Origin of the sequence: Curvibacter delicatus NBRC 14919 (assembly GCF_001592265.1) — a bacterium.
GTDB lineage: Bacteria > Pseudomonadota > Gammaproteobacteria > Burkholderiales > Burkholderiaceae_C > Hylemonella > Hylemonella delicata.
Genome location: NZ_BCWP01000002.1, coordinates 74,393 through 101,252 on the forward strand (window position 1 = coordinate 74,393; position 26,860 = coordinate 101,252).

The following is a 26,860-nucleotide window of genomic DNA, read 5'->3' on the forward strand; positions in this document are numbered from 1 at the left end:
TGTTGACAAACTGTCAAACACTATTTGACAAAGCCATGGACATTCAAGCCCTGAACCTGCTGGTGGAGATCGTGGAATGCGGCAACCTCAGCCAGGTGGCCCGCAAGCTCAAGATGACCCGCGCCAACGTCAGCTACCACCTGGCGCAACTGGAAAAGTCTGCGGGGGTGCAGCTGGTGCGCCGCACCACCCGGCGCGTGGAGCCCACCGAGGTGGGGCTGCGCCTGTACGAACATGGCCGCAACATCCAGAACGAGATGCGGGCCGCCCGCGAAACCATCACCAGCCTGGGCCAGGGCCTGCAAGGGCGCGTGGGCATCAGCGTGCCCAGCGGCTACGGGCAAATGGTGGTGTCGCACTGGCTGATCGAGTTCAAGGCCCTGTACCCCGGCATCGTGCTGGATGTGGTGTTTGAAAACCGCGTGGACAACCTGCGCGACGAAGTGGACATTGCCATCCGCATCCTGCCCGAGCCGCCCCAGCAACTGGTGGCGCGGGACATGGGCACCGTGCGCTACCTGGCCTGCGCCTCCAGGGCCTACGCCCAGGCCCACGGCCTGCCCACCGAACTGGCCCAACTGAGCACCCTGCCCCTGATCACCGCCAACGTGGTGGGGCGACAGCTGTCCTTGCGCGGCTACCGCAACGGCGAAAGGCACGAAGTGCTGCTGGCCCCCACGCTGATTTCAGACCACTACCCCTTTCTGCGCCAAGGCGTGCTGGCGGGCCTGGGCATCGGGCTGGTGCCCGACTACGTGGTGCACGACGTGATCGCCAGCGGCGACGTGGTGACCGCACTGGACGACTACCGCCTGAGCATCTTCGGCACCCGCATGTACCTGCTGACCATGCCCAACCGCCACCACACCCGCGCGGTGCGGACCTGCATTGACTTCATCCTGGACAAGGCCAAGGGTGGGGAGGGGTGAATTTTGTGAAGAAAAAATGGCTCTGTCGCTTGTTTGTAAAGCGTAAGCAGCTATGAATTTTGAAATGATGATGGCGCGCCAGATCCGGGCAGGCTGTGCGGCAGAATGGTGCTGTGGTTTGCAGGTCTTTTTATTGAGCTGACGGCTCAGCAGGCTGCCGACAGGTGATTGATTTAAAAGAGAAAACAGGAGGAAATCGTGACCAAAATATCCTGCATCGTCCGTTTTATCCCGCAGGGTTTGCGGGATACATTGAGTTAGCCCACATCATCCATGGCTTCCGCTGAATCTCACGCAGTCAGTAACGGTGTTCCCTTGAGGCGCTTGCCCCGGAATTCCTCGCGTAGCGTCAGTCCCAGCATTACTTCTTCTCCCTGTCCTGAATTTGCTCTCCGGCTTCGCCGGCCGAATCTCGCCCCGTGTCCAAGCCCTCCATCGACTGCTGCTTGATCCAGCTGTCGATGTCGGCCAGCGAAAACCGCCAAGTGCCCCCGACCTTGAAGGCGGGGATCTTCTTGGCAGCGGCCAACCTGTAGATCGTCCTTTCGGTGACCTTCAGGTATTCGGCTACCTGCTTGATGGTGAGGATTTCGCCCTCACGGGTACTTGATGACATGGCGGCAACCAGATTAGGGCAAACCACGACAGGATAGTGCAAAATTTTCAAGGTTGGCGGTCTGACTGGCTCCTTTGTGATTGTTTCTGTTGGCTGGCTCAGCAGATGAGCCTTTGGACAGAGGTCTTGATCCGACCAGCGAACCAATCAGATGGAGTCGTGCCTCAGTTCGCTGGGCTTCTGATCCAGCTTGCGATCTGGGAAATCGCCTCCTGCTCCATGCCAATGAAGCCGTGCCAGTGCTGGCCAGCGCATTCATCGCCGCTGGGGTTCGCACCGCCATCCACCACCATCAACTTTTTGATTGGTGCGGTGCTCAGCCCCTTGATGATGTAAGGGGCTTCGCTGGCTTGGCAGTGCTTGCAGGCGTCCTTGGCATGGTGATAGACCAGCACCGGCAGGGTGATGGCCTTGAGGTCTTGGCGCGGAACAGCTCCCGGCGTGGCATAGCGCACCACACTGGAGGTCAGCACCAGCCCTGCTATGGCCGGGTCATGAACATTTATCGCCATCGCGGTCGCCGAGACAGTGCCGCGACTGGTGCCCACGATCCAGACAGGTAAGCCACTTCTTTGTTTGACAAATTCCAGTACCTTGGCTACGTCGGTCATATGTTTGGGTTCGGTTCGCTCTGTCCATCCCAGCTCTTCCATGTCGTTGGGGCGCCCGAAGATCGCGACATTGAAGCCGTTGGCAAGAAAGTACGGCGCGGAGCGCACCAGGAAGTTGCCGCCAGTGGCCTTGCCGTCCTCGAATTTGCCAAAGCCCCCACCGCCGCCTGGAAACAGGAAGACCGTGGCTTTGGCGTCGGGCGCGGCCTCCCAGAACAGCGTGGTCACGACGCCATCGCGAGTAGGCACCTTGAACAGTGAGCCCTCCGCCTGGACAGTGCAGGCTGCAAACGCGATGGACAGTGGTACGAGAACTCGGCTGAGCATGTCTATTCCCGCCTTTCGGTCCAGCGGCACTAGGCCAAACCATTTCTTCCTTTTCTGATCATTTGGACATTTGCGCGGCATGAAATCACACTTTGAGTTTTGTAAATCGGCGAGTCTACGCAAAACCAAACTCAAAGGCTGTGGAACTTTGAGTTTGGTTCGAGAAGACTCATTGAATGCGCAATCAAGTCCACGGGTGTGGTGCGCAGCAACTGTTCGCCGCCAACATGAGGCGCATCCGACTGGAAAGGAAACTGACTAAGGAGAAGGTGGCGGAGCTTGCTGACCTTCATCCCAACTACGTCAGTTCCGTCGAACGATCCGAACGCAATATCTCGATCTGCAACATTGAGCGGATTGCCCGTGCGCTGGGTGTGACCATGAGCGAGTTGGTTGCCGAGCCGGTCGCCTGACCGGCTCGTATTTGCTACAGCATCGCAGCGACTTCCTCAACCAAGCCACCGGGTAAGTCAGCCACGGCGACGGAGCAACACATAGCCAAAAGGCGTCTGCGCAAGTTTTGATGCTGCGTAAACCTTGCAAGCAACGCCGCTCTCATCACTCGTCGGTACGCACTGCAAGTGGTGCTACGAATTCTCCGAACAGGAAAAGCGCCGAATTGAAGCAGACGAAGGCATGACACTGAAGCGTCTGGACGTTGGGGTGAATCTGGCCCTGCCGCCAGATACGCCGATCAGCCGCGTGCTGGTCGAACTGGCACACAAGATGGTTGACGCGGGAATCGACACGTCCACCTATGGCTACGGCGAAACGGTCTACCGGAGCCAGCACTCGCAGAGTTCCTCGCACAAGTTCTATGACAAGGCCAAGCAGTTGTACGACACGCGAGGCCTGCCGTCTAACTTACCGAATCGGGACGCCATCATGGAGTTCGCCAAAACGGTGATTCGGTCCGAGATCGTGCTCCGCTATCCAAAGATGAAAATCTTGGAGATGACCAAGCCCCGCGATTGGACCCTCGCCAAGCTGAAGGCCGAACTGGTCAGCGCCTTCGACAGGTTGCATCTCAGCGGGACAGTGCGTGCGGGTTTGAGCGCGCTGGACCTCCGCGACGTGAAGCACATGTACCGCACAACCTACCGCTGCTGGGAACACGGCGACGATTTGCAGGTTCTGCTGGAGCCCAAGGCCTACAAGCGTCAGGTGGCCTATTTCGAGTCCATCGGCTTCGACATCACGACGCCACCGCCCGTGAGCGGCGAGGAAATCCCGTTGGGCGACATCTTCACGCTGTCCAATGCGGTGGAGCCGCCGCCCGAACTGTGGGGCGACGATGACGATGCGGAAGCCGTTGAATGCTGACCAGGCTCGTGATGCGTCTATCGCGTGCCGCATCACCGCCCTGAAGCCCGGTCAACCTGCCTTCATCGCGAAGGCCATGGCGACGATCTGCCGGAAGGCGTCGTCGCTTTCCTCAATGTACTTCTCGCTGCGCGCCCGCCAATTCGGCACCATGGCGGAAGAGCCAATGGCGGCTCCGATCAGGTCGATCAAGTCTGTGTTCTTGCGGCGCCGCTGAGTCGCCCTCCCCACCCCGCCGCCGGTCGGATGGTCAAGATGCCCGTAGTCAGCGTGGAATTGCCTGACGATAAGGTCGCGGTCCAGCCGAGGATTCAATGTGCCTTGAGCCAAACGTGTTTCAGCGAGGGCGTCCCAGGTTCTGAGCCAAAACGGGTGCAGTTCAACATGCTTGAGCAAGACCCGGCCGACTTTCGCTGCCGCCCGAGGGGAGAAGTCGCCCGCGAAGTCTTCATCCCGAAGAACTGCCTTGCCCATCAACTTGCGGCCAGGGGCCGGCAACGGATCAAGCGCAGCCGCCGCACGAAGGTGGACATCGGCAGGCGGGCAGCGGCAGCGTTGGCTCGGACCTGCTCGAACTCGACCGGGCTGAGGTAGAGGTCGAAGCGTTCACGTAGGTCGCGGCTGGATTTGAGAGGTGCAGGCATCGAGCGGTCTCCAAGAGAGGCCGGCAGGCACGAGCGTTCTGAGCCGGCTTTTAACCGGGGAAGGACATTGCTCGCTACAAGCCGGTCCCTCTATACCTCTCAAAGCCTGGCCCGGTTGTCAAGTGCGGCCCGTTAGAGCCGATTTCGCCGTGGCGCTTGCTGCTGCCCAAGGCCTTTGGTGGGCGCCTGGAGTGCAGCTTGTTCGAGATAGTCTCGCCTCTGCCCAACAGCAATCCGCTCGATGTTGGCATCATGACCCTGACACAGTAGCGCCAAGGTAGGCGAGTGCTGGACCGGATGATTCAGCCGGCCAGCCGCCGACATGCGCTCTTCGACTTGTCGAACCAGTGCTGGATTCCAGCGTCGGCTCCCTTTTCGATACTCGATGAAGCGGGAACTTCCGAACTCCTCTTCGAGCATTTTCCAAATCTCTTGTGCTCGAATGTATTGAGGTGAGCGGGCCTTCGTTCTCACCGAATAGCCAAGCCTTGGCAATATCTTCCCGCGATATGCCCAACGTGTGCGCAATCTGAGTTCGGAGAGCATTGGGATGGCCTTAACGAGGTCCGTCGGGCTTGGCCCATCGATAATCGAAATCGATATCCTAGGCACCCGCATCGCCTTGGTTTGATGAACCCGGACGATCATCTGAGCTTTTGGAAACATCTCCCTGATAACCTTTTCAAGAAGGTCGCGATAGTCGCTGAGGCTCGCTTGAAGTTCACCGCAATAGTCAAACATATTCTTCCTTTCATTAAATTGAGGCCGAGACAGGCCGTACTCGGCCATCGGACTGTTCAGATAGCAGCGGCTGCTACAACCGGAGTAGCTGTGGCGGCAGTGGGCTGGGCCAGAGTCGCCGCCTTCAACTTGGCAAAGTAGTCCTGAAAGAACGGCGTCAGAGCGTCCTTGCCGGTGCCTTTGGTCCAGAAGTCCACAAAGGCCTGATGTGGGTTCACGCCCGCCCCCTTGAAGGAGACAGCCTTGGCCTTGGCGTCTGCGAGGATTCGGTGGGTGAGCACCACGGAATTGGCATTGGCACGATCGAACGGCGTGAGACGATGGCTGTTCGCCATGATCGTGTCGTAGATGCAGGCATCCACGAAGTCCATGCTCGTGAAATCCGCCTTCCGGCACAGAGGGTCCAGATTGCCGAACACAAAGTCGGTCTGGAAGTGCCGCTTGAAGCAGTTGATGTAGGCGTATTGCCAGAAATCCGCCATCTGCACCGGGATCATGCTCGGGGACGTCTTGTCAGACAGATTGCCCTTGGCCTTCACGAAGTTGATGTGGCGGAAGTTGAACTGATAAATGCCCAGCTCGGACTGCTTTTCCACCCCCTGCTTGGGCGGCATGTTGCGGATCAGGCCTTTGGTGGTCTCCACCTTGGAGAGTTGCAGACGCTCGCCGCTGTCCATCAGCACGCCGCCGACGTTCCGGAAAATCGGAAATGCGAACTGCTCGACATCAGCGAATGTCATGCTGCCTGGTGTGTAAACCATCACAGCCAGCGGGAACTCCTCACCACCCAGGGCGAATTCATCACTGGACATGACGAAGCCCGACTGGATGCAGTAGGACTTGGCGAAGTTACCCAGCTCCTTGAAGTTGCGCTCCTTGATCAGCGTCGTGAGCGGCTGAATGCTGAGGATCGCTTTCGGGTTGAGCGACGCCACCATCTTCAAGAAAGATACGCATTCATCCGTCGCCCTGAAAGCGGGGTCGCAGGCAATGCTCTTCTTGTTGCCGCCGTTGAACGGAGCATTGAGCATCACTGCCAAGTCATCTTGCGCGTTCAGACCGAACTTAGCGCGATTGGCCCCGACCAGGCTGTTGCCCGTGATGACCTCCGCGAAGCCCAGCTCATTGAGCAAGGCCGTTGCCACGGGGTCGATGTCCGCTGCGATGCGACGGTGTGCGTCGAACGGTGCCAGCAAAGCACCCGCACCCGCAGCGGGGTCAAGCAACACCGCGTTGGGCATGCCCTGCAAGACTGGAGTGATCAGTTTGGTGATGGCGTTGACCGCATTCGCGGGCGTGAAATACTGCCCGCGTGCCTCCTTGTCGCTCTTGGGCACATAATGCGACCACTGGTTGCGGATGAAGGCCTGGACGACCGCTGGATTGCACACATCGAACTTGCCCACCAGCTCGGTCATGACCCACTGAGCAGTCTTGCTCGACATCTCGATCCGATACGGCGCGGCAGTTCCCGCGCCGAAGGTCAAGCCCTTAGCATCCACTGCGATGGGTTTACGGCTCAGATTGAGCAATGCCCGTGTGGCCGGAACCAATTGCGGGCTCTTGTCGCGAATCAGCTTCACGACGGCGGGCAGATGGTCATCAACGAACTTGATGGCGACGGACTTGGCGTTTTTGCGATTTCCCATGGTGATCTCCTATGAAAGTTGGGAAAACAAGGCGCGGATTTCCCCCGTGCTGGCTGCGGCACCTGAACGCATCCCGGGTTGGTCCGTACTCGGGTTACGGACCAGGAAAGCGGTCAGGGGCGTGGCTTCAGCACGCCGGCGAGTTGGGTTCCGAGTGCTCGGAACAGCGGGTAAGCGAGGGCGTTGCCGGCCTGTTTGAGCGCGCGCCGGGTGTCCGGGTCGTGCTCAAACCAGTCAGGCAAGCCGTGCATGCGGCAGGTTTCGCGTGGCGTGAGGCCACGGAGCTTGTCGTTGATGAATTGGTGCTTGCTCAGTGCAAGCGAAATCCCGACGGATGGGTTTTGGGCACCCCCGTCAGCGTGGGAAAAGTCAGTGTTTTTTACAGAAACGGCAAAGCCCACCGCGTTCTTGCAAGCAGTGTGGCTGGGGTTCCCAGGCTGGGCGAGATTTTGGGAATTAGATGTGTTGGATTTGGTAGTGGAAAGGGTATGCATGGTCGCGTCTCAAAAGCACGCAACAGGCGGCGGTGCCGCCTGTCACGAAGTTGCTTTTGAGGACGCTGGGGGGCACGGACCCTTGTCCAGCTTCTGCAACCCCAACACGGGTTGAGAGTTTTCGGAAACAGCCCGTCCTCAGGTGTGGGGTTGCCCCACGATGGCTCGAAGAGCCAACGCTGTGATCCGTCGATGAAATCGAACACGAATGAACCAGTGCCCACACAAGCCGGTGCAGCGACCGGTGCGAGCTACTTCTGAGGCTTAGCGAAATGCTTCCTACGTGCTGGTTCATAGGGCTCATCTTACGGAAATGCGCCCCAGAAGTCAATAAAAACTATTATTTTCAATCGGCAGTAGGTTTTGCCTATATATACAAAACACTAGGGTTTACCCTAATACGCTCCGCTTTCACGCAGCCTCACTGCAACTTTGAAACGTCGATCAGCTTGTATGTCGTAACGAGCTGATCTTGAATGGCGCGCATGATGGCTCTCAGATCACTCCACTGAGAGAGCATGTCCTTAACTCGCGGGTACTGAGCCTGCCGTTCAAAGGGTGGGAGCGCCTTGTCGGACTTCTCCTCCCACCAATATCGGAAGTCTGCCTGCCATGTTTCAAGAAAAGGGCGAAGCACGTCTCGCATCGAGCGATGAATCAACGCCCCAAGGTGGTTTTCGATCTTCATACCGCCGATGGTCCCGACAGGGAACTGACGCATGATCTTCCGCGCTTCCCCAAAAAACGTGTAGAGCGAGACCAAGCTCTCCGCATAGATTTCACCCGTGAAGTCAGTGCACTCAGGGTCTTTCGGTTTGCCTGTCAAAGCTACGCGAGTTGCCAACTCCGTATAAAGCTCCCAGGCGCACTGACGATCAGTTTCCTCGAAATCGGCGCCAATTTTCATGAACCCGATATCGATGGCGAAGTTGCCCTTCTTCATTACCGCCATGATCGACTCCTATCCATTTCGCGCCTTCATTGGAAGGCTGTTATCGATCAAACCCTGTTGCTTCTTGGTCGCGGCATCGACAGCCCTGGCGAGCAACTGGGAATTCAGATCAGACCAGTGAATAAACGAGGCATAGCCGGACAACACATTTGCATGAAAGCGGTCAGGGACAATAATGTTCCCCTCCCTGGTCCTAAGGTGGTTCGGCAACATGACGCCTAACAACCCATGCCCCTTGTCCAGCGTGGCCTTGATTTCCCAATCAACATACTTGCGCTGATGGGTCTGTCCCCCAATCAGAACCACGGTGCAAGAGGTGCCAGAGATATGGTTGTCCCTTATGCGCTGCATCACATAGTCGGTGTTATCGCTATCGACCTGTCGCTCCAAGGAGTTGTCGTAAACAGTCTCCCATTCATCATGAAAGAGACGTGAGAACTCGTTGTAATACCACTGATCGCCGCCGTGGTGATAGCTGACAAAAATCTTGCGTCGAATCCTCGGCTGCATGGCTGCCCCAAGGATTCCTGAGGTTCTCATGCCGTAGGGTGGATAGGTAGCCATCTACTTCCCTCCGAATATCAGAAGCCCCGCTGCCAGGAGCGCCAGGATTAATAGACCTCGTTGTTTGTCTGCCTTAATCTGCTCAGCGATGCGTGCAATTGCAGCTTTCGCCGTAGCTTCATCATGTCCAAGCTCGACGGCTTGGTACTGTCGCATCCATGCTGGGAGTTCGCTTGGGCGCTGGTCCCAAACAATTGGGACCAGCTTCTTATTCGACCCAATCGCCGCCCCCATCTCTTGCATGACCCAGGGCGACGCACATGCACTGCGACTCGCAAGACATAAGACCCACTGGGATGACTTCAGGTTTTCCATGATCGCCGGCATCCATTTCTCCCCAGGCTTCATGTCTAAGGCAGCTACGTAGACGCTATGACCTTCAGTCTCCAAGTGCCTTTTCAGAAACTGGGCAAAGCCAAGCTCGCTTGTTGCGTGTGAAATGAACACATCAGCCATCTAACCTCCGGTCGAAAAGTTACGCGCAAGCAGTGACTCGAAGACTTGTTCCGCTCCGCGGGTGGCGCTGTATTGTTGCTTGGCGATTGAGTCGATTGCCTGAACACGCTCCGCAAACACTTTCTGCAATGACAGAGGTGGCAACGGATGTTCATAGGCGAACAGCGTTTCGCGGTTTACCTTTGGCATCTGTGCACGGGCTGAAACGCCCACTGCATATTTGGTGTCCCAGCTCGCCGAAGAACGGATACACCTCATCACGCACAAAGCGCACCAAGGACTCACCCGACAAAGCCTTAGCCCAGACCGACCAACGAAACTGATCACGCGGGATCACGGTCACGCCAGCCTTCGGTGCATTGAGAGGGTTGCGCAGAGTCCACTCCCCCTCAAAGAGGCTGGTGTATGGCTTCTTCAACACCTTCGCCCGCATCTTGTTCTCCGCGTCGATGGTCTCGACGAGGTAGAAGAAGAACAAAAAGGACAACTGCTCCGCGTTGTTCACCGGATCGGGGTAGCCACCGCCGAAGAGGTAATCGCGAATCTGGTCGATGGACCGACGCATGTCGGGGGTCAATGGCATGGGATTTCCTTTGTTCTTGTTGCTATGCAAGCCGCCGCAGTGGGCTGGCTGCTCTCAATGAAGTGGCGCCGGGCGGGAGGTGGTGCCCGCTGCGTCCGTACCGGCGCTGCCGCTGCTATCGGCGAACATGTGCTCGTTCAGGCTGTCCAACAGAGCTTGCAGGCGCGTCTGGTCCCCAAACACCCGAACGGCCTGGGCCATGCCGCCAAGTTGCTGGAAAGGATGAAACGCGAACTGCTCAACCATGAACTCGGCATCGGGGGCACTGTATTGCTCGGGGTTGGCGCGGAACTGACTGCCGATCATGCGCAGCCAGGTCTCCTCTCCAGGGTTGACCTCGCCCGCATCGAGCCGGGCCAGCAGCCAGGCTTCGAACTTGGCGCCCAGCTCGGCGGCGTGCTGCTCGGAGGCCTCGGGGAAGACCATGTTGCCGTTCTCGTCCACCGTGATCCATTCGCGAGTGGTCGGGTCGATGTGGTCGTCCACGTCCAGCGACAGCAGACGGCGCGGCTGATACTTCTTCTTAGCGATCTTCGCGAGGACGGGGCCACCCTCGGCGTAATCGTCATCGTCGCCGTGGTAGTCACACACCCCCACGAAGTCGAACATGGTGAAGGCGGGCTTGCCCTTGGCCTTGCGCGTGCCCCGGCCACGCATCTGCTGATAGAGGATGCTGGATCGCGTGAAACGCGCGAAAACGAGGTTCACCACCTCGGGACAGTCAAAGCCGGTGTCGAGCATGTTGACCGACACCAGAATCTGCGGGAATGGCTCCTTCTTGAAGCGCCGTATTTTGGCCATGCCATCCACGGTGTCGTCGCTGCCAAAGCCACTAACCACATAGTCGGCCACGCGCACATCAGGCGAAGGCTTCAGGTGAGCGAACTCGGCATCGAACATCCTGGCCAGTGTTTCCGCATGGCGCTTGTTGACGGCAAACACGATGGTCTTGCCCAGCAGGGGCTTGCGTAGCACGCCCTTGGCATCCACATAGCCCTTGTCGAGCACGCCCTTGAATTCGCGCACGATGGCCCGATTGCGTTCGGGGATGGTGAAGCGCCGCTCCAAGGCTGACGGGTCGATGATCACGCTGTCCTTGTCGCCAAACACCTGCTCCAGCTCGGCGCGAGCCTGCGCATCCATCGATGTCCAGTCCAACTCAGACTTCTTCACTTCGAAGCCGCCCTCCGCTGCAGTCTTGACGGTCTGTGCCTTGTAGATTTGGTAGGGAACGAGGTGGCCATCGCGGATGGCGTCTTTGAGCTTGTAGGAGAAGGTGGGCTTATCCACCTCAAAGAAGCGCAGCGTGTCGCGCACGAAAGCCCGGTCTTCCTCGTCGCTGTTCTCGTCTTCCACGTTGGCAACGCAAGGGGTTGCAGTGAGGCCGACCTGTATGCCGTCGAAGTGTTTGAGCACGCCGCTCCACTGCCCGTAGATGCTGCGGTGGCACTCATCACTGATGATGAGGTCGAAGTAGCCGCTCGAATATTCGGCATAGAGGTTCACCATGCTTTGCAGCGTGGTGATGGTGATGCGCTTCTCGTCCTGAAACCGGCGCCCAGCACGCAGCACGTAGGCCGGGTAGTCGGGAAGGTGCTCGGCAAAGGCGTCCTCGGTCTGCTTGGCCAGTGGGATACGGTCCACCAGAAACAGCACGCGCGTGGAGACGTTGGCCTCGAACAGGCGCTTGATGAAAGCAGCGGCGGTACGGGTCTTGCCGGTCCCGGTGGCCATCTCCACCAGCAGCTTGCGTCGGCCCCCGTCGATCTCGGTGCAGAGGGTGTCGATACAGGCGATCTGATAGTCGCGCTCAACGATGCGCCGATCAATCGCGACGTCTAAGGGGTCACGCCGGACCTGGCGCGAGGCAAAGCGGCGCTCCAAGTCGTCCTGCTTGAAGAAGGTCTTGACCGCGTGGGGGAAGGCCTCGCGCTCCCACTCCCAGAACTGCACCTCGGCGCCATTGGACAAGAAGACGTAGGGGACGCCTATCTGTTGGGCATAGTTCTTGGCCTGGGTGGCAGCATCGCCGGGATTCACAGAGAAGCGTTTGGCCTCGATCACCGCGAGAGCGCGACCATGGCGATCACACAGCACGTAGTCCGCGCGCTTGCCATCGGGCATGACCACCTCGAAGCGGACCGCGTTGGTGTCTTGCGTGTTCCAGCCTTGCGCGGCCAGAAGCGTATCGATCTTGACGCGGGCGAATGCTTCGTTGGTTGTCGCCATGCACTTGTCTCCCTAGTTATCCGGCTGCTGACGGTCGTTCTCGTTCTTGTCAGCCAGGCTGAGTTCCTTTCATTGCCGGCTGTCTATTTTCCACCGGTCAATCATCAATCAATTTCCGCTTGGCCTTCTTCCCGGGCTTCGCTTCTTGCTCGAAACAGGCCGCCTCATACCGAGCCAATGCATCTTCGCGGACTGTGCCGATAGCCTTCTTGATCACCTTACCCATGCTCTGGGAGTTTGCTGCCCTTTGCAGCCACTCCCAGAAGGTCAACCAACACACCTCTGGCTCGTTCTCACCGTCAAAAAGCCCCTTATTGATGGCAATGACGATGTCTTCCAGCTCGTCACCATTCTGGGCGAACAGCCAAGAACCATTCAAGTCAGTACCGGAAAAGAACGCCCCAGCGCTCACAAATCGAGAGACGACTTTGCCGTGGGTGTTGATCAAGTGCGGGAACTCGTCGAGCCACTTCTTGAACTCGCCATAGTTGTAGCGGATAGGCGCTGACCTACCTTCGCCCAACTTCTTGTAGGGCGGCCCTTCCACACCCTTCAATCCCTCCCGTAGGCTGCTCAACCACTTCTCGTCAACACCGAGAATAGCCGCGATTACCTTGGGCGAAAACCATCGATCCTCAGGCGCAATGATGTCATTTAGCGCCGCGTCCGGCAGGCTCGGCAGAGTAGCTGCCTGCTCGGTCTTACGAGAGCGGGACTTCTTCGCGCCTGGCGTGGGCGATAGATCGTCTTTCGCCGTAGCGCTGGGGGCGGCAGAGGCCTTCTTTGTGCTCATTTCCCTCAATTTCCCTCAATCTGGCGGAGCCTTGGGGGAGCCTTGATAGGAATTCATCACTCATGAAAAATCCCCAATCCCCCTGGAAACCCGCATGAATACTTGGTAGGGCGTGCAGGACTTGAACCTGCGACCAAGGGATTATGAGTCCCCTGCTCTAACCAACTGAGCTAACGCCCCGACCGAAGGCGTGATTGTAAGGGCCTACTTGCTGTGGCTCAGCGCATTACCGAGCAGCTTGGAAGTGATATCCACGATCTGGATCATGCGGTCGTACGGCATGCGGGTCGGACCGATCACGCCCAGTGTGCCCACCACTTGGCCGTCCACCTCGTAAGGCGCGCTGACCACCGACAGCTCCTCGAACGGCACCACCTGGCTTTCGCCGCCGATGAAGATGCGCACACCCTCGGCCTGGCCGGCGATGTCGAGCAGGCGCATGAGTTGGGCCTTCTGCTCGAACAGGTCGAAGGCGCGCCGCAGCTGGCTCATGTCACTGGAAAAATCGGTGACAGACAAGAGATTGCGCTCACCGGCAATCACCACATCCTCTTGCGCCTCGGACATGGCCTCGGTACCGACGTGAACCGCCGCCTGCATCAGCGAGGCAATCTCGGAACGCAGCGTCTCGACCTCCCCTTGCAGTTTCTCGCGCACCTGCTCCAGGGTGAGCCCCAGGTAATGGGCATTCAGGTAGTTGGCAGCCTCGACGAGCTGGGATTGGGAGTAATCCGTCTCGGTGAAGATCACGCGGTTCTGCACATCGCCGTCGGGAGATACAAGAATGACCAGGATGCGCCGCTCCGACAGGCGCAGGAACTCGATATGCCGGAACACCGAGGCACGCCGCGGCGCCATCACCACGCCGACGAACTGCGACAGGTTGGACAGCAGGTTGGCCGCGCTGGAGATCACCTTCTGCGGCTGATCGGGTGCGAGGCTGTGCGTTGCGAACTGCCCCTGCTGCACGGTCAGCATGGTGTCGACAAACAGCCGGTAACCACGCGCAGTCGGGATGCGCCCGGCCGAAGTATGAGGGCTGGCGATCAGCCCCAGGTCCTCCAGATCAGCCATGACGTTGCGGATGGTGGCCGGCGACAACTCCAGCCCGGAGGCGCGCGACAGCGTCCGGGAGCCGACAGGCTGCCCTTCGGCGATGTAGCGCTCCACCAGCGCTTTCAACAACAACTTGGCACGATCATCCAGCATGGCTTCATTCTAATGATGTTCCTCCAAAGTCGAGGCTCAACGCTAGAGTTCAAGTCAGGCATGGTTGTACAGCCCCAGATCGGCCCGCACGCCCAAGCCCCGCATGAATGCCGACGGATCGAAACCTTCTTCCGCGTATTTCTGCTGCATGGCTGCCGTCGCTGCAGCGATGGCCTGGGTGTTCGCCCACTCCACCAGGGTCACCACATTGAACTCACCGGGACCGCCGGTCTGGGTCAGGACCAGGTTCTGCCGGCATCCCGGCAAAACACCCAGTGCTTGTTGTGTCCGGCGCACTTGCTCAATGAACGCTGGCAGCGCATCCGCTGGCACCACAAATTTGTCGACCCGGAACACCGGCGCCGAAGGATTGGATGAAGGTCTGATTGACATCTGGAAAACTCCCATGATTCGCGTGCGACATGCTCGCGGAAACCACACTCTAAAACCTCAAGTAAACTTAAGGTCAAGAGGTGTCCGATGAAAACCACACTGGAACAAGCCGGAATTTTTCCAACGCTCTCTGTCGGCGAGGTGGCGCGTCGCAGCGGTGTACCCGTGTCAACCCTGCATTTCTATGAGACCAAGGGCCTGATCAGCAGTTCGCGAACCCAAGGCAACCAACGTCGTTATGCGCGCGATGTGTTGCGTCGGGTCGCGTTCATCCGCGTGGCGCAGCGGGTAGGCATTGCACTGTCTGACATAGAGGCGGCCTTGGCGACCCTGCCCACAGCAGCGGCACCCGGACGTGAGGACTGGCAACGCCTGTCTACCGCCTGGCGAGCCGATCTGGACGAACGCATGGCTCAACTCAAGAAGTTGCGCGACACGCTGGATGACTGCATCGGCTGCGGTTGCCTGTCCATTGATCGATGCCGGCTGCGCAACCCCCTCGACAAGCTGGCAACCAAAGGACCAGGCCCTCAGCGCTTATGGATCGGGCGCCAGGAAGAGTGAACACCGTCCGAGAAAACGCGCACTGAGCCATCCGAGACCAATCCGCCCCCACCGCGGCTTCTGGTCAATTTCCGCCTGACAACAGAGTGCCCTCAAGCGACCGAATTTAATGTTGTAATTTGCGCATGAGTTCCAAATTCCAGCAAGTCGCTTTGATCGGTAAATACCAGTCCGCATCGACAGCAGGTACGGGCGCCTCGTCGCGCCCGGCACTGGAGGACATTGCGCGCTTCCTGCAGGCCCAGGGTTGCCAGGTCGTCCTGGAAGCGCAGACTGCCGACAACACCGGCATGAACGGTTACCCGGTGATGGACGTGGAGGCCATCGGCCAGCATTGCGACCTCGGTCTGGTGGTCGGCGGCGACGGCACGATGCTGGGGATCGGCCGCCAGCTGGCATGCTACAAAGTCCCGCTGATCGGCATCAACCACGGCCGCCTGGGCTTTATCACCGACATCCCGTTCGGCAGCGTCGAGGCCACACTCACGCCCATGTTGCGCGGCGAATTCGAGGAAGACCTGCGCAGCCTGATGCAGGCGCGCGTGATGCGCGGCGGTCAATGCATTTTTGACACCCTGGCCATGAATGACGTCGTGGTACACCGCGGCGGCATCTCCGGCATGGTCGAGCTGCGTGTCGAGGTCGACGGCCACTTCGTCGCCAACCAGCGCGCCGACGGCCTGATCATCGCCACCCCGACCGGCTCCACCGCCTATTCGCTGTCGGCCGGCGGCCCCATCCTGCATCCGTCAATTGCCGGCTGGGTGCTGGCGCCAATCGCACCGCACACCCTGTCCAACCGGCCCATCGTGTTTTCCAACACCTCGGAAATCGCCATCGAAATCGTGGCCGGCCGTGACGCCAGTGTCAACTTCGACATGCAGTCGCTTGCCTCGCTGCAGCACGGTGACCGCATCATCGTGACACGCTCGCAGCACCAGGTTCGCTTTCTGCACCCCAGGGGCTGGACCTATTTCGACACGTTGCGGCAAAAGCTGCACTGGAATCTGGGAGTGGCCTGACCGTGAGCCTCAAGCGCATCGTCCTGCGGGATTTCGTCATCGTCAGCGAACTCGAGCTGGATCTGGCCCAAGGCTTCACGGCGCTCACCGGCGAGACCGGTGCCGGCAAGTCCATCCTCATTGACGCCCTGCAACTGGTCACCGGCGCACGTGCTGACACGGGGGTCATCCGCGAAGGCGCCAGCCGCACCGAAGTCAGTGCTGAGTTCGACAGCAGCACGTCCCTGCAAAGCTGGCTGGAAGAGGCCGGTTTCGAGCCCGGCGACAGCCTGCTGCTGCGACGCACGGTGGACACACAAGGCAAGAGCCGCGCCTGGGTCAATGGCAGCCCGGCCACCGCCACGCAACTGCGCGAGATTGGCGAGCAGCTGCTCGACATCCATGGCCAGCACGCCTGGCAAAGCCTGACGCGCCCGGACGCCGTGCGTGGCCTGCTCGACGCCTATGCCCGCATCGAGACCAGCCGGCTCACCGCGCTGTGGCAACAGTGGCGCCAGGCGCAGACCGCACTGAGCGAGGCACGCAGTGCACAGGACTCTTTGCAACGCGAACGGGAGCGCCTGAGCTGGCAGATTGGCGAGGTGGAGAAACTGGCCCCCCAAGCCGGCGAATGGGAAGAACTCAACACCGACCACAGCCGCCTGGCCCATGCCCAAGCGCTGCTGGATGCCGCCCAAAGCGCGCTCGATGCCCTGGAGGGCGAGGAAGGCAGCGCCGCATCCGCACTGACGGCCGCCCATCAAGCGCTGCAGCAGCAGGAACATCTGGAGCCTGATTTCAAGGAACTGACCGGGGTGCTGGCCTCCAGCCTGGCCCAGGTGGAAGACAGCGTGCATTCGCTGCGCAGCTACCTGCGCCGCACCGATCTGGACCCCGAACGTCTGGCCGAGCTGGATGCCCGGCTGACGCAGTGGGTGTCACTGGCACGGCGCTACAAACGAACACCCGAAGAGCTGGTCACCACACTGGCCGACTGGAAAGAAGAGCTGGCCCGGCTCGATGCCGCCGCTGACTTGGCGGGCCTGGAAGCGGCCGAGCAGAAAGCCCGCGGTGCCTACATGGAAGAAGCGACGGCCATTTCCAAGGCCCGCAACAAGACCGCCCCGCAACTGGCCAAAGCGATTACACAAGCCATGCAGGGCCTGGGCATGCAGGGCGGCCGCTTCGAAGTGGCGCTCACCCCAGCGGCCCAGCCGATGCAAAACGGGCTGGAAGACGTGGCCTTTCTGGTGGCGGGACACGCCGGCAGCACACCCCGCCCGGTGGGCAAGGTGGCGTCGGGCGGTGAGCTCTCGCGCATTGCCCTGGCCATTGCCGTCACCACCAGCCAGCTCGGCACCGCGCAGACCCTGATCTTCGACGAAGTGGATTCCGGCGTCGGCGGCGCAGTGGCCGAGACGGTGGGCAGGCTCATGCAGCAACTCGGCCGTGACCGTCAGGTGATGGCGGTGACCCACCTGCCGCAAGTTGCCGCCTGTGCCGACCACCACCTGGTCGTGGCCAAGCAACGGCAAGGCCAGGCCACGCTCAGCACCGTGGCGACCGTGCTGGGCGAGCAACGGGTGGCCGAGATCGCGCGCATGCTCGGCGGCGAGCGCCTGTCGGGCACGACGCTGGCACATGCCAAGGAAATGCTGCAGTCGCAGGGTTGAGAAGAAGGACATTTCACGATGCCCATGGAAATCGTCCTCATCACCGGCATGTCCGGTTCCGGCAAATCGGTGGCGCTCAATTCGCTGGAAGATGCCGGCTACTACTGCGTCGACAACCTGCCACCTGAATTGCTGCTGCCTTTTGTCACGCTGGAGCAGGAGCACCGGGCCAGCCGCCTGGCGATTGCCATGGACGTGCGCAGTGCCACCTCCCTGCCACAGGTACCAGCACTGCTCACCAAGCTGCGCCAGCAAGGCATCATCATTAAGCCCTTGTTCCTGGACGCCGCCACCGACACCCTGGTGCGGCGCTACTCGGAAACGCGGCGCAAGCACCCGCTGTCGCAGACCATGCCGGCAGCCACCTCGCCCGATCTCACGCGCGCCCTGGTCGATGCCATCGAACTGGAGCGCGAGCTGCTGAACGACTTGCGCGAACAGGCCCATGTGATCGACACCAGCCTGATCCGGCCTTCACAGCTGCAGGGTTACATCAAGGAAGTGATCTCGGTACCGGGTAGCCAGCTCACGCTGGTGTTTGAATCGTTCGCCTTCAAACGTGGCATCCCGGTCGACGCCGACTACGTGTTCGACATCCGCATGCTGCCCAACCCGCATTACGAGCCGGAACTCAGGCCGCTGACCGGCAAGGATGCAGCCGTGGTGGACTTCCTGAAGGCGCAGCCCGATGTCGACCTGATGTGCGAGCACATCTCGCAGTTTCTCGATCACTGGCTCGATGCCATGTCACGCAACCACCGCAGCTATGTCACGGTGGCCATCGGCTGCACCGGCGGGCAGCATCGCTCAGTCTATCTGGTGGAAGAGCTGGCGCGACGCTTCAGTGCGCGCTGGACCACACTCAAGCGGCACCGCGAACTCGACGCCGGCTGACGCTGCCCATCAGGCTGCCAGCCGCCCCATGGGCATTCAGCCTTGCTGGAGCAGCTTGCGCACCGGCGCCGGCAGCCCCAGTTGCGGCCAGGCATCCGCCGCATGCCAGCTGCCTGCCGTGTTCAAGGCGCGGGACGGGAGTAACACACGCACCGGGTGCAGATGCAGGTCCTTGTGCGTCAGCACATGGGTGAACACCGCCTCGTCCTGCAATGCAGCCCGGTATTTCGCCGGTACGGTCGCCTCCAGCGCCTCACGGCTGTCGAACAGCTCAAAACAATACAGGCCGGCCCAGACGCCGGGCGTGGGCCGTTGGCGCAACCAGACGGCGCCGTCGCGCGTCTGCGCCCACAACAGCCAGAGTGACTGCGCGCTGCGCTTGAGCTTGCGCGTTTTCACCGGGTAGCGTTCCGGTTGGCCTTCGCGTCGTGCCACACACAGCTTGGCCACCGGGCAGGCATCACACACCGGTTTGCGCGCCGTGCACACAGTTGCGCCCAAGTCCATCACACCCTGGGTGTAGCGTGGCATGGCACGCTGCAAGTCGCGTTGAGGCAGCAGCTCGGTCGCCTGCGCCCACAGCGCACGCTCGTTCGCGGCCACGGCCAGATCAGCGTTGAAGCCCAGCACGCGTGTCAGCACCCGCTTGACGTTGCCGTCCAGGATGGCCACCCGTTCACCGAAGCAGATCGAGGCCACCGCCGCTGCCGTGGAGCGGCCGATGCCCGGCAGGGTCTGCAAGGTTTCAGCGTTACGCGGGAACTCTCCGCCGTGCAATGCCACCACCTGCACGGCACAGGCGTGCAGGTTGCGCGCGCGGCTGTAGTAGCCCAGACCGCTCCACAGGGCCAGCACCTCGTCCAGGTGCGCCGCCGCCAGCGCACGCACATCGGGAAAGCGCTGCAGGAAGCGGGCGAAGTAGTCCAGCACTGTCACCACCTGCGTCTGCTGCAGCATGATCTCGGACAGCCAGACGCGGTAGGGATCACGCGTGGCCTGCCATGGCAGGTCGTTGCGGCCATGGCTTTGCTGCCAGCGCACCACTGGCGTGGCCAGATCGATTGCCATCGGTTTCAGGCCTGCGCCAGTTCCGGCTCGGCGCGGGCCGCCGTCGACGCGGTCTCAGGCGACCGGACGAGGTAGTTGGTCAGCTCCTGCAGCTTGCCATCCAACTGGTCGATCGCATGGGTCTGGGCCTGGATTTCTGCAATCCGCTCATCCAGCCCGCCGGCCGCCTGCTGGATGCGGTCGATCGCCTCGATGCGGCGGCTGAAGTTGCGGCGGCGCTCACGCAGTTGCGCGTCCAGCTGGGCTGCCGCCGATTTGCTCCACAACTCGACATCACCCAGCGCCATCTGGTGCACGCTGCGCAAGCGGGTGGAAAGCGCACGCACCAGCCGGTCGGCAAACTCGGGTTGCGCCAGCCGGAAGGCATTGCCGATGCCGAGGTACTGCAGATGGCCGTGTTCGACCTTGTCGAGATCGTTCAGGTAGTCCTGCATCTGCGGCTCGGTCGGCGCCTGCAGGGAAAAGCCGTGCTCGGCGTTGAGCTGGCGGAATGTCGCTGCCAGCATGGACTGGATTTCACCGGTCAGCGACTGCACGCGCCGCAGGTTCTCGCGCAGGCGGTCAAACGTGTCACCGTAGGCCTTCTTGACGCCGAGCTTGAGCCCCTTGTGCTGCAGTGCCTGCGTCAGCTGGGCCATCTCCTGGCGCAAGGTGGTGGAGCCGAGCAGGCCGAACACATCACGCAGCAGCTTGAGGTGGACTGAGCGCACGGCATGGATCTTGGCGCCGCTGCGGTCGAATTCCGCCTGCTCCTGTGAAATGCGGGTGCGCATGTGCTTGATGACAGTGCTGTTCTTGCCGCGCAGGCCCTTGAGCTCAAGCAGTTGCTCGGCCAGGTCGCGGCGGCGAATGTTCAAGACGCGACCGGTCTCGGTCTGCAGATCGGCAATGCCCGTTGCCACGGCGGCGCCCAGGATGCGTTGCCGCTGCCCCATGATGCGCCGGCCCAGGGCATCTTCCAGCGCCGGCAGGCAGCTCGACTGCAGCAGGGCCTGGTCGTCGGTGACCTTGGCCACCAGCCCCTTCTGTGCCGAGACCGGGAAAACCAGTTCGCGCGAAATACCGAGGATCTCGGCCGTGGTCTCGCACTGGCGCTCGATCTGCATCTGGATCTGCGCGGGCGAGCTCAGGGCATCCCACAATGAGTCAATCTTGTTGAGCACCACCAGCCGGGTGTCCACGTCGGCCGACTCGGTGATGAGGTGCTCGCGCCAGATGGCGAGGTCGGACTTGGTCACGCCGGTATCGGCGCCGAGGATGAACACCACGGCATGGGCCTGCGGCACCAGGCTGACGGTCAGTTCCGGCTCGGCACCGATGGCGTTGAGCCCCGGGGTGTCCAGGATCACCAGGCCCTGCTTGAGCAGGGGATGGGCGATGTTGATCAGCGCATGACGCCAGCGCGGCACCTCCACCATGCCTTCGGCATCGGTCAGCGGGTTGTCTTCCGGCGTCTGGCCATCCCAGAAGCCCAGCGCACGGGCCTCGTCCTGGGTCACGCGCAGGGTCTCGGCCACCTTCTCCAGCGCCACGGCCAGCTGCTGCGGGTCGTTGACGTCCAGATCGATGCGCGTCCACTTCTCCGGCACCATGCGCCATTCCATCAGCGACTGCGTCTGCAGTCGGGTCTCGATCGGCAGCAGGCGCAGGCAAGGCGGCACTTCGGCGTCGTAGCCCATCTCGGTCGGGCACATGGTGGTGCGCCCGGCGCTGGCCGGCATGATGCGCCGGCCATAACCGGCAAAGAAGATGGCGTTGATCAGCTCCGACTTGCCGCGCGAGAACTCGGCGACGAAGGCCACCATGACCTTGTCGGAACGCACCTGGTTTTCCAGCCTGCGCAACCGTTCCTCGACGGCTGCGTCAAGCAGGTCATGGTCCTTCATCCATTCGGCCAGCAGCTTCAGGCGCAGGGCGAACTCGCGCCGCCATGTGCCGTGCTGATCGAACTTCTCGTTGAATGAGGTTGCCACAATCTCTCCCGATGAACTTTTCAATATAGCATCCAGGCCGTTAATTTTTCTGACAGGTCGGACAGTAGAACGTCGACCGCTGGCCTTGCCGGATGGCCTTGATCGGGGTGCCGCACACCCTGCAAGGCTGACCTTCCCGACCATACACCATGGCGTCGAGCTGGAAGTAACCATTTTCACCGTGCGCATTGGAGAAATCACGCAAGGTGCTGCCACCTTTTTCCACCGCCCGTGCCAGCACATCGCGGATGGCGGCATGCAGCCTGGCCGCGCGCGGCCGGCTCAGACGGGCGGCACTCAGCGTGGGGCGGATGCCGGCCAGGAACAGCGCTTCGGAAGCGTAGATATTGCCCACCCCCACCACCACGTCGCCGGCCAGCAGCACCTGCTTGATGGCCGCGCGGCGTGCCTTGAGGCCGGCATGGAAAGCGACCACATCGAAGTCATCCGACAGCGGCTCCATGCCCAGGCCGCCGAGCAGCTTGCGCGCCTGCGGCGAGGCCTCGTCCGGCACGAACACCACGGCGCCGAAACGGCGCGGGTCGTGCAGGCGCAGGGTGCCGCGCGTGGTCACGAGTTCGAAGTGATCGTGCACGCCGCGGGGCGGCAGCTGCGGGCCAAAACTCAAACTGCCCGACATGCCCAGATGGAGCAACAGCAGCCCCTCATCCAGATCGAGCAGCAGGTACTTGCCGCGCCGGCGCACGCCGCGCACGGTGCGCCCCGTCAACTGCTGCACCGGGATGCCCAAGGGCCAACGCAGCGGCTTTCCCAGCACGGCCGCACCGATGCGCGCACCGGCGATCCGGTCGGCAAAACTCAGGCGGGTGACTTCAACTTCCGGTAGTTCGGGCATGGTCTACAAGGGGGCTGGCTTGGATTATTATGGTCCGATGTCGCCATCCAAAAGCATTGCCGTCCTGATGCTGGCAGGCGCGCTCGGCGCGCAGGCTCAGGACACCGCCCCCACCGTCGCCGCCCCACCGGCCAATTCGGCGCTCGACGGAGCACTCTTTTACCAACTGTTACTCGGTGAACTCACCACCCAGGGCGGCGACCCCGGAACGGGTTATGCCCTGCTGCTGGATGCGGCACGCAAAACAGGTGACGAGCAACTGTACAAGCGCAGCGTCGACATTGCGCTGCAGGCACGCTCCGGCGAATCGGCCCTGCAGGCCGCACGCGCCTGGCGCCAGGCACAGCCGGCCTCCAAGGAAGCCAACCGCTATGTGCTGCAGATCCTGATTGCCCTGAACCGCCTGGGCGACACCGTGGAGCCGCTCAAGCGCGAGATCGCGCTGGCCGATGCGCCCGAACGCGGCGTCCTCATCAACCTGCTGCCCAACTACTTCGCGCGTGCCAATGACAAGAAACTCGCGGCCCAGGTGCTGGAGCAGGCACTGGCCGACCACCTGACCAGCCCCGCCACCGGTGCGGCCGCCTGGACGGCCATGGGCCGCTTGCGTCTGGCCGCAGCGGACCTGCCCGGCACGCTGGACGCCGCCCGCCGCGGCCAGGCCCTGGACGTGCAGGCTGAAGGCCCCGCCTTGCTGGCCCTGGCCCTGCTCAGCCTGTCCCAGCCGCAGGCCGAGAGCCTGGTGCTCACCTATCTGGCCGGCAAACCGCAAAACGACCTGCGCCTGGAGTACGCCCGGGTGCTGCTCAATGCCCAACGCCACAGCGAAGCCTTTGAGCAGTTGCGCATCGTCACCACCGATCAGCCGGACGCAGCACCCGCCTGGCTGCTGCGCGGTACGCTGGAATTGCAGGACAACCGCCTGAGCGCCGCGGAGAGCTCGATCCGGCGTTATGTCGACCTGATCACCACCAACCCACCGGCCACCCGTGAAGAGCGCAACCGCAGCCTGACGCAGGCCTACCTGCTGCTGGCGCAGATTGCCGAGCAGCGCAAGGATTACGCCCAGGCCGAAAGCTGGCTTGCCAAGATCAGCAATGCGGAAGACATGGTCAGCACCCAGAGCCGGCGCGCTGCCATCCTGGCACGGCAGGGCAAACTGGAAGAAGGGCGCCAGCTGATTCGCAGCCTGCCCGAGCGCAACCCGGCCGATGCACGGCTGAAACTCAGCGCCGAAGTCCAGCTGCTGCGTGACAACAAGCAGTACCAGGCCGCCTACGACCTGCTGGCTGAGGCCATTCGCGGTGAACCGCAAGACGTGCACCTGCTCTATGACCAGGCCACTCTGGCGGAAAAGCTGGGCAACGCGACCGAGATGGAGCGCCTGCTGCGCCAGATCATGGTCATCAAGCCCGACTACCACCACGCCTACAACGCGCTGGGTTATTTCTTCGCCGATCGCAACATCCGCCTGGACGAAGCACGCCAGCTGGTGCGCAAGGCCTTGGAGTTCGCACCGGGCGACCCCTTCATTGCCGACAGCCTGGGCTGGGTCGAGTTCCGCAGCGGCAACACGGCCGAAGCACTGCGCATCCTGCAGGATGCCTACAAGAAACGGCCCGATGCCGAGATCGCTGCCCACCTCGGCGAAGTGCTGTGGAGTCTGGGGCAGCGTGAACAGGCCCTCAGCGTCTGGAAGGAAGGCCGCGCACTCAATCCCGAGAACGAGACCCTGCTGGAAACGTTCAAGCGCCTGCGTGTGAACCCGTGAAGCTGCTGAGCCGAACGGCAGCCGGCCTGCTCCTGATTGCTATCTTTTTGATAGCTGGTTGCGCACAACCACCGAGGGTAGAAAGCCCCAGCGGCATTGAATCGCAATTCTGGCGCGGTCGCCTGGGCCTGCGCGTTGACAGCGAGCCGCCGCAATCCTTCTCCGCCGGCTTCGAACTCAGCGGCGATGCCGACCAGGGCACATTGCGCCTCTTCAGCCCGCTGGGCACTACCCTGTCGGACCTGCGCTGGTCACCCCAGTCGGCCACCCTGTCGAACAATGGCGAAACGCGGCAGTTCGAGTCGCTCGACGCCCTGGCCACCCAGGCCACCGGCACCGCCATCCCGATTGCGGCCCTGTTCCAGTGGCTGACAGGCGTGCAGACCGGTGCGGCCGGCTGGAGCGCCGATCTCTCGCAGCTGGAGAGCGGCCGGCTGACGGCCCGGCGCTCGCAGCCCTTGCCGGCCGCCGAATTGCGCCTCATCCTGGAACGCTGACGCGCCGGCGAGGACGCCACCGATAATCAGGCCATGAAGGCGCTCTACGACATTCCGGCACCGGCCAAGCTCAACCTGTTCCTGCACATCACGGGCCGGCGCGCTGACGGCTACCACCTGCTGCAGTCGGCCTTCATGCTGATCGACTGGGCCGACACCCTGCACTTCGAGCGCCGCACCGATGGCACCCTCAGCCGCGAGGACCTGCTCAAGCCGCTGCCGGCAGATGACCTGGTCCTGCGCGCTGCGCGCGCGCTGCAAACCGCCAGCGGCACGACACAAGGCGCGCACATCGGCGTCGAGAAACGCCTGCCGGCCCAGGCCGGCATGGGTGGCGGCTCGTCCGATGCGGCCTCCACCCTGCTGGCGCTCAACCGGCTGTGGCAACTGGATTTCAGCCTGGAACGGCTCGCAGCCATTGGCCTGACACTGGGCGCCGATGTGCCCTTCTTCCTGCATGGCCGCAACGCCTGGGTCGAAGGCATCGGCGAGCAGATCACGCCGCTGGACGTGCCGCACGGCCAGCTGCTGGTGGTCAAACCCGACGCCGGACTCGAAACCGCTGCAATTTTTTCTGACCCAACCTTGAAGCGCGACAGTATTGCTGCTATAATCTCAGGCTTTGCTGCAGACCCGTACAGCTTCGGCCACAACGACTTGCAGCCTGTTGCCCAGAAACTTTGCCCTGGTGTGACCCAAGCCATCGACTGGCTGGCCACATTGGGATTGCAGGGAAGGATGACAGGTTCAGGAAGCGCCGTTTTTGCATGGGCACCGCCCTCTTTGCGTGTTCCGAAGGCGCCGGACGCGATGGAGGTCAGGTTGTGCAGCAACCTGGATGCTCATCCTCTTGCAGGTTGGGCGACCAGCGATAGAGTTGTCGGTCGATAGCTGTTTCAGCTGTCAACCAGTGTAGGGGAGTCGCCAAGTTGGTCAAGGCACCGGATTTTGATTCCGGCATGCGAGGGTTCGAGTCCTTCCTCCCCTGCCAAATTTTTCTGGGTATTAATCGCTGGGACGTCGTTCATGCAGGTCGCTCCTTCCCCTGATTTCATGCTTTTCACCGGCAATGCCAATCCTGGCCTGGCCGCTGACATTGCCAAGTACCTCGGCATTTCGCTGGGTGCTGCCACCGTGGGCCGTTTCTCTGACGGCGAGGTCACGGTCGAACTCAACCAGAACGTCCGTGCCCGCGACGTCTTCGTGATCCAGTCGACCTGCGCGCCGACCAACGACACGCTGATGGAACTGCTGATCATGGTCGATGCGCTCAAGCGCGCCTCGGCCGAACGCATCAGCGCCGTCATCCCCTATTTCGGTTATGCCCGCCAGGACCGCCGGCCGCGTTCCACCCGCGTGCCAATCACGGCCAAGGTCGTGGCCAACATGCTGCAGGCCGTGGGCGTGGCCCGCGTGCTGACCATGGACCTGCACGCTGACCAGATCCAGGGTTTCTTCGACATCCCGGTCGACAACATCTACGCCTCGCCGGTGCTGCTGAGCGACCTGCGCCAGAAGAAATACGAAGACCTGATCGTGGTCTCGCCCGACGTCGGTGGTGTGGTGCGCGCGCGCGCCCTGGCCAAGCAGCTCGGCTGCGACCTGGCCATCATCGACAAGCGCCGCCCCAAGGCCAATGTGAGCGAAGTGATGCACGTGATCGGCGAAATCGAAGGCCGCAACTGCGTGATCATGGACGACATGATCGACACCGCCGGCACGCTGGTCAAAGCCGCCGAAGTGCTGAAGGAACGTGGCGCCAAGAAGGTCTACGCGTATTGCACGCACCCGATCTTCTCCGGCCCGGCCATCGAGCGCATCGCCAAGGGCACGGCCCTGGACGAAGTCGTGGTGACCAACACCATCCCGCTGAGCCCGTCCGCGGCCGGCTGCACGAAGATTCGCCAGCTCAGCGTGGCACCGCTGATCGCGGAAACCATCCACCGCATCGCCAAGGGCGAGTCGGTCATGAGTTTGTTCTCGGAGCAGGAAGACCTGTTCTGAGACAAAAAGTGGACCCGCACACCACTGCGTCGTGCCGGGTCCTTGT

Annotated in this window: 29 protein-coding genes and 2 tRNA genes; 12 read left to right on the plus strand and 19 right to left on the minus strand. The window is 61.5% G+C overall.

Going from position 1 to position 26,860, the window contains the following annotated elements; genetic code table 11:
- Positions 1-35 precede the first annotated feature (35 nt).
- Positions 36-929, plus strand: a complete 894-nt coding sequence (locus CDE01S_RS01570) for a LysR family transcriptional regulator (protein ID WP_066702699.1) — start codon at positions 36-38, stop codon at positions 927-929.
- Positions 930-1,290: 361 nt separating this feature from the next.
- Here CDE01S_RS01570 and CDE01S_RS01575 read toward each other — a convergent pair whose 3' ends face one another.
- Together CDE01S_RS01575 and CDE01S_RS01580 are read right to left on the minus strand one after the other, a co-directional pair.
- Positions 1,291-1,596: a helix-turn-helix domain-containing protein gene (locus tag CDE01S_RS01575; protein WP_374663315.1), complete on the minus strand. Its 306-nt coding sequence runs from the start codon at positions 1,594-1,596 to the stop codon at positions 1,291-1,293.
- Positions 1,597-1,709: 113 nt separating this feature from the next.
- Positions 1,710-2,384, minus strand: a complete 675-nt coding sequence (locus CDE01S_RS01580; RefSeq protein ID WP_245636079.1) for an alpha/beta hydrolase — start codon at positions 2,382-2,384, stop codon at positions 1,710-1,712.
- A 275-nt stretch (positions 2,385-2,659) separates the two neighbouring features.
- Here CDE01S_RS01580 and CDE01S_RS01585 point away from each other — a divergent pair, with 275 nt between their 5' ends.
- Positions 2,660-2,896: a helix-turn-helix domain-containing protein gene (locus CDE01S_RS01585; RefSeq protein WP_066702702.1), complete on the plus strand. Its 237-nt coding sequence runs from the start codon at positions 2,660-2,662 to the stop codon at positions 2,894-2,896.
- Between the two features lie 124 nt (positions 2,897-3,020).
- On the plus strand, positions 3,021-3,806 hold the full coding sequence (locus CDE01S_RS01590) for a phage/plasmid replication domain-containing protein (RefSeq protein ID WP_369406352.1): 786 nt from the start codon (positions 3,021-3,023) through the stop codon (positions 3,804-3,806).
- 51 nt (positions 3,807-3,857) lie between these two features.
- Here the strand turns inward: CDE01S_RS01590 and CDE01S_RS01595 are convergent, their stop codons facing one another.
- The 14 genes from CDE01S_RS01595 to CDE01S_RS01655 form a co-directional block, all read right to left on the minus strand.
- Positions 3,858-4,280 (minus strand): hypothetical protein, encoded by a 423-nt coding sequence (locus tag CDE01S_RS01595; protein ID WP_066702704.1) that lies wholly within the window; start codon positions 4,278-4,280, stop codon positions 3,858-3,860.
- A complete protein-coding gene (locus CDE01S_RS18400) occupies positions 4,280-4,450 on the minus strand; it encodes a hypothetical protein (protein ID WP_157077010.1) in 171 nt (56 codons plus the stop codon). Before CDE01S_RS18400 ends, CDE01S_RS01595 begins: the two co-directional genes overlap by 1 nt.
- A 132-nt stretch (positions 4,451-4,582) precedes the next feature.
- Complete coding sequence (locus CDE01S_RS01600) at positions 4,583-5,239, minus strand: hypothetical protein (RefSeq protein WP_157077011.1); 657 nt, start codon at positions 5,237-5,239, stop codon at positions 4,583-4,585.
- A gap of 8 nt (positions 5,240-5,247) precedes the next feature.
- Positions 5,248-6,840: an N-6 DNA methylase gene (locus CDE01S_RS01605; RefSeq protein ID WP_066702707.1), complete on the minus strand. Its 1,593-nt coding sequence runs from the start codon at positions 6,838-6,840 to the stop codon at positions 5,248-5,250.
- Between the two features lie 113 nt (positions 6,841-6,953).
- Positions 6,954-7,334, minus strand: a complete 381-nt coding sequence (locus CDE01S_RS01610) for a DNA cytosine methyltransferase (protein WP_084382628.1) — start codon at positions 7,332-7,334, stop codon at positions 6,954-6,956.
- A 421-nt stretch (positions 7,335-7,755) separates the two neighbouring features.
- Positions 7,756-8,286 carry a hypothetical protein gene (locus CDE01S_RS01615; RefSeq protein WP_066702714.1) on the minus strand — a complete coding sequence of 177 codons (531 nt, stop codon included), beginning with the start codon at positions 8,284-8,286 and terminating at the stop codon, positions 7,756-7,758.
- A 9-nt stretch (positions 8,287-8,295) separates the two neighbouring features.
- A complete protein-coding gene (locus CDE01S_RS01620; protein WP_066702718.1) occupies positions 8,296-8,850 on the minus strand; it encodes a TIR domain-containing protein in 555 nt (184 codons plus the stop codon).
- Positions 8,851-9,306, minus strand: coding sequence for a toll/interleukin-1 receptor domain-containing protein (locus CDE01S_RS01625; protein ID WP_066702721.1), 456 nt, complete (start codon positions 9,304-9,306; stop codon positions 8,851-8,853).
- A 151-nt stretch (positions 9,307-9,457) separates the two neighbouring features.
- Positions 9,458-9,889: a hypothetical protein gene (locus CDE01S_RS01630; RefSeq protein WP_066702722.1), complete on the minus strand. Its 432-nt coding sequence runs from the start codon at positions 9,887-9,889 to the stop codon at positions 9,458-9,460.
- 54 nt (positions 9,890-9,943) lie between these two features.
- Positions 9,944-12,118 (minus strand): DEAD/DEAH box helicase family protein, encoded by a 2,175-nt coding sequence (locus CDE01S_RS01635; protein ID WP_066702724.1) that lies wholly within the window; start codon positions 12,116-12,118, stop codon positions 9,944-9,946.
- A gap of 97 nt (positions 12,119-12,215) precedes the next feature.
- A complete protein-coding gene (locus tag CDE01S_RS01640) occupies positions 12,216-12,911 on the minus strand; it encodes a hypothetical protein (RefSeq protein WP_066702727.1) in 696 nt (231 codons plus the stop codon).
- 103 nt (positions 12,912-13,014) lie between these two features.
- A tRNA-Ile gene (locus CDE01S_RS01645) sits at positions 13,015-13,091 on the minus strand.
- A 24-nt stretch (positions 13,092-13,115) separates the two neighbouring features.
- Complete coding sequence (hrcA, locus tag CDE01S_RS01650; RefSeq protein ID WP_066702730.1) at positions 13,116-14,120, minus strand: heat-inducible transcriptional repressor HrcA; 1,005 nt, start codon at positions 14,118-14,120, stop codon at positions 13,116-13,118.
- 54 nt (positions 14,121-14,174) lie between these two features.
- On the minus strand, positions 14,175-14,513 hold the full coding sequence (locus CDE01S_RS01655; protein ID WP_066702733.1) for an antibiotic biosynthesis monooxygenase: 339 nt from the start codon (positions 14,511-14,513) through the stop codon (positions 14,175-14,177).
- Positions 14,514-14,600: 87 nt separating this feature from the next.
- Here CDE01S_RS01655 and soxR point away from each other — a divergent pair, with 87 nt between their 5' ends.
- From soxR to rapZ, 4 genes are all read left to right on the plus strand, one after another.
- On the plus strand, positions 14,601-15,077 hold the full coding sequence (gene soxR, locus CDE01S_RS01660) for a redox-sensitive transcriptional activator SoxR (RefSeq protein ID WP_066702735.1): 477 nt from the start codon (positions 14,601-14,603) through the stop codon (positions 15,075-15,077).
- 125 nt (positions 15,078-15,202) lie between these two features.
- Positions 15,203-16,099 (plus strand): NAD kinase, encoded by an 897-nt coding sequence (locus CDE01S_RS01665; RefSeq protein WP_066702737.1) that lies wholly within the window; start codon positions 15,203-15,205, stop codon positions 16,097-16,099.
- A 2-nt stretch (positions 16,100-16,101) separates the two neighbouring features.
- Positions 16,102-17,751, plus strand: a complete 1,650-nt coding sequence (gene recN, locus CDE01S_RS01670) for a DNA repair protein RecN (RefSeq protein ID WP_066702745.1) — start codon at positions 16,102-16,104, stop codon at positions 17,749-17,751.
- 18 nt (positions 17,752-17,769) lie between these two features.
- The gene (gene rapZ / locus CDE01S_RS01675) at positions 17,770-18,645 is read left to right on the plus strand and encodes an RNase adapter RapZ (RefSeq protein ID WP_066702747.1); all 876 of its coding nucleotides are present in this window, start codon (positions 17,770-17,772) and stop codon (positions 18,643-18,645) included.
- Between the two features lie 36 nt (positions 18,646-18,681).
- Here the strand turns inward: rapZ and mutY are convergent, their stop codons facing one another.
- Genes mutY through mutM form a run of 3 tightly spaced genes read right to left on the minus strand, consistent with a single transcriptional unit; the run spans position 18,682 to position 22,542 of the window.
- Entirely contained in the window at positions 18,682-19,713 is a 1,032-nt protein-coding gene (gene mutY, locus CDE01S_RS01680) for an A/G-specific adenine glycosylase (protein WP_066702749.1), read from the minus strand.
- 5 nt (positions 19,714-19,718) lie between these two features.
- A complete protein-coding gene (locus CDE01S_RS01685) occupies positions 19,719-21,686 on the minus strand; it encodes a dynamin family protein (protein WP_066702750.1) in 1,968 nt (655 codons plus the stop codon).
- Between the two features lie 40 nt (positions 21,687-21,726).
- Positions 21,727-22,542 carry a bifunctional DNA-formamidopyrimidine glycosylase/DNA-(apurinic or apyrimidinic site) lyase gene (gene mutM, locus CDE01S_RS01690; RefSeq protein WP_066702752.1) on the minus strand — a complete coding sequence of 272 codons (816 nt, stop codon included), beginning with the start codon at positions 22,540-22,542 and terminating at the stop codon, positions 21,727-21,729.
- A 37-nt stretch (positions 22,543-22,579) separates the two neighbouring features.
- Between mutM and CDE01S_RS01695 the strand changes: the two genes are divergently transcribed.
- The 5 genes from CDE01S_RS01695 to CDE01S_RS01715 all read left to right on the plus strand — a co-directional run bounded on the left by CDE01S_RS01695 (position 22,580) and on the right by CDE01S_RS01715 (position 26,814).
- A complete protein-coding gene (locus tag CDE01S_RS01695; RefSeq protein WP_066702994.1) occupies positions 22,580-24,313 on the plus strand; it encodes a tetratricopeptide repeat protein in 1,734 nt (577 codons plus the stop codon).
- Positions 24,310-24,810: an outer membrane lipoprotein LolB gene (locus tag CDE01S_RS01700; protein WP_084382631.1), complete on the plus strand. Its 501-nt coding sequence runs from the start codon at positions 24,310-24,312 to the stop codon at positions 24,808-24,810. The genes CDE01S_RS01695 and CDE01S_RS01700 overlap by 4 nt, the downstream gene beginning before the upstream one ends.
- A gap of 33 nt (positions 24,811-24,843) precedes the next feature.
- Positions 24,844-25,701, plus strand: a complete 858-nt coding sequence (gene ispE, locus CDE01S_RS01705; RefSeq protein ID WP_066702755.1) for a 4-(cytidine 5'-diphospho)-2-C-methyl-D-erythritol kinase — start codon at positions 24,844-24,846, stop codon at positions 25,699-25,701.
- Positions 25,702-25,724: 23 nt separating this feature from the next.
- Positions 25,725-25,801: transfer RNA gene (locus CDE01S_RS01710), tRNA-Gln, on the plus strand.
- A gap of 35 nt (positions 25,802-25,836) precedes the next feature.
- Positions 25,837-26,814, plus strand: coding sequence for a ribose-phosphate pyrophosphokinase (locus CDE01S_RS01715; RefSeq protein ID WP_066702758.1), 978 nt, complete (start codon positions 25,837-25,839; stop codon positions 26,812-26,814).
- Positions 26,815-26,860: the final 46 nt, after the last annotated feature.

What these genes read in the sequence shown, in the direction of transcription:
- CDE01S_RS01655 (WP_066702733.1), bottom strand. Translation starts at nt 14,513, where the DNA reads ATGTCAATCAGACCTTCATCCAATCCTTCGGCGCCGGTGTTCCGGGTC.
- mutM (WP_066702752.1), bottom strand. Translation starts at nt 22,542, where the DNA reads ATGCCCGAACTACCGGAAGTTGAAGTCACCCGCCTGAGTTTTGCCGAC.
- CDE01S_RS01630 (WP_066702722.1), bottom strand. Translation starts at nt 9,889, where the DNA reads ATGCCATTGACCCCCGACATGCGTCGGTCCATCGACCAGATTCGCGAT.
- mutY (WP_066702749.1), bottom strand. Translation starts at nt 19,713, where the DNA reads ATGGCAATCGATCTGGCCACGCCAGTGGTGCGCTGGCAGCAAAGCCAT.
- CDE01S_RS01585 (WP_066702702.1), top strand. Translation starts at nt 2,660, where the DNA reads ATGCGCAATCAAGTCCACGGGTGTGGTGCGCAGCAACTGTTCGCCGCC.
- CDE01S_RS01635 (WP_066702724.1), bottom strand. Translation starts at nt 12,118, where the DNA reads ATGGCGACAACCAACGAAGCATTCGCCCGCGTCAAGATCGATACGCTT.
- CDE01S_RS01625 (WP_066702721.1), bottom strand. Translation starts at nt 9,306, where the DNA reads ATGGCTGATGTGTTCATTTCACACGCAACAAGCGAGCTTGGCTTTGCC.
- CDE01S_RS01640 (WP_066702727.1), bottom strand. Translation starts at nt 12,911, where the DNA reads ATGAGCACAAAGAAGGCCTCTGCCGCCCCCAGCGCTACGGCGAAAGAC.
- CDE01S_RS01600 (WP_157077011.1), bottom strand. Translation starts at nt 5,239, where the DNA reads ATGGCCGAGTACGGCCTGTCTCGGCCTCAATTTAATGAAAGGAAGAAT.
- CDE01S_RS18400 (WP_157077010.1), bottom strand. Translation starts at nt 4,450, where the DNA reads ATGCCTGCACCTCTCAAATCCAGCCGCGACCTACGTGAACGCTTCGAC.
- CDE01S_RS01610 (WP_084382628.1), bottom strand. Translation starts at nt 7,334, where the DNA reads ATGCATACCCTTTCCACTACCAAATCCAACACATCTAATTCCCAAAAT.
- CDE01S_RS01615 (WP_066702714.1), bottom strand. Translation starts at nt 8,286, where the DNA reads ATGGCGGTAATGAAGAAGGGCAACTTCGCCATCGATATCGGGTTCATG.
- CDE01S_RS01715 (WP_066702758.1), top strand. Translation starts at nt 25,837, where the DNA reads ATGCAGGTCGCTCCTTCCCCTGATTTCATGCTTTTCACCGGCAATGCC.
- soxR (WP_066702735.1), top strand. Translation starts at nt 14,601, where the DNA reads ATGAAAACCACACTGGAACAAGCCGGAATTTTTCCAACGCTCTCTGTC.
- ispE (WP_066702755.1), top strand. Translation starts at nt 24,844, where the DNA reads ATGAAGGCGCTCTACGACATTCCGGCACCGGCCAAGCTCAACCTGTTC.
- CDE01S_RS01695 (WP_066702994.1), top strand. Translation starts at nt 22,580, where the DNA reads ATGTCGCCATCCAAAAGCATTGCCGTCCTGATGCTGGCAGGCGCGCTC.
- CDE01S_RS01620 (WP_066702718.1), bottom strand. Translation starts at nt 8,850, where the DNA reads ATGGCTACCTATCCACCCTACGGCATGAGAACCTCAGGAATCCTTGGG.
- CDE01S_RS01605 (WP_066702707.1), bottom strand. Translation starts at nt 6,840, where the DNA reads ATGGGAAATCGCAAAAACGCCAAGTCCGTCGCCATCAAGTTCGTTGAT.
- CDE01S_RS01595 (WP_066702704.1), bottom strand. Translation starts at nt 4,280, where the DNA reads ATGGGCAAGGCAGTTCTTCGGGATGAAGACTTCGCGGGCGACTTCTCC.
- rapZ (WP_066702747.1), top strand. Translation starts at nt 17,770, where the DNA reads ATGCCCATGGAAATCGTCCTCATCACCGGCATGTCCGGTTCCGGCAAA.
- hrcA (WP_066702730.1), bottom strand. Translation starts at nt 14,120, where the DNA reads ATGCTGGATGATCGTGCCAAGTTGTTGTTGAAAGCGCTGGTGGAGCGC.
- CDE01S_RS01665 (WP_066702737.1), top strand. Translation starts at nt 15,203, where the DNA reads ATGAGTTCCAAATTCCAGCAAGTCGCTTTGATCGGTAAATACCAGTCC.
- CDE01S_RS01570 (WP_066702699.1), top strand. Translation starts at nt 36, where the DNA reads ATGGACATTCAAGCCCTGAACCTGCTGGTGGAGATCGTGGAATGCGGC.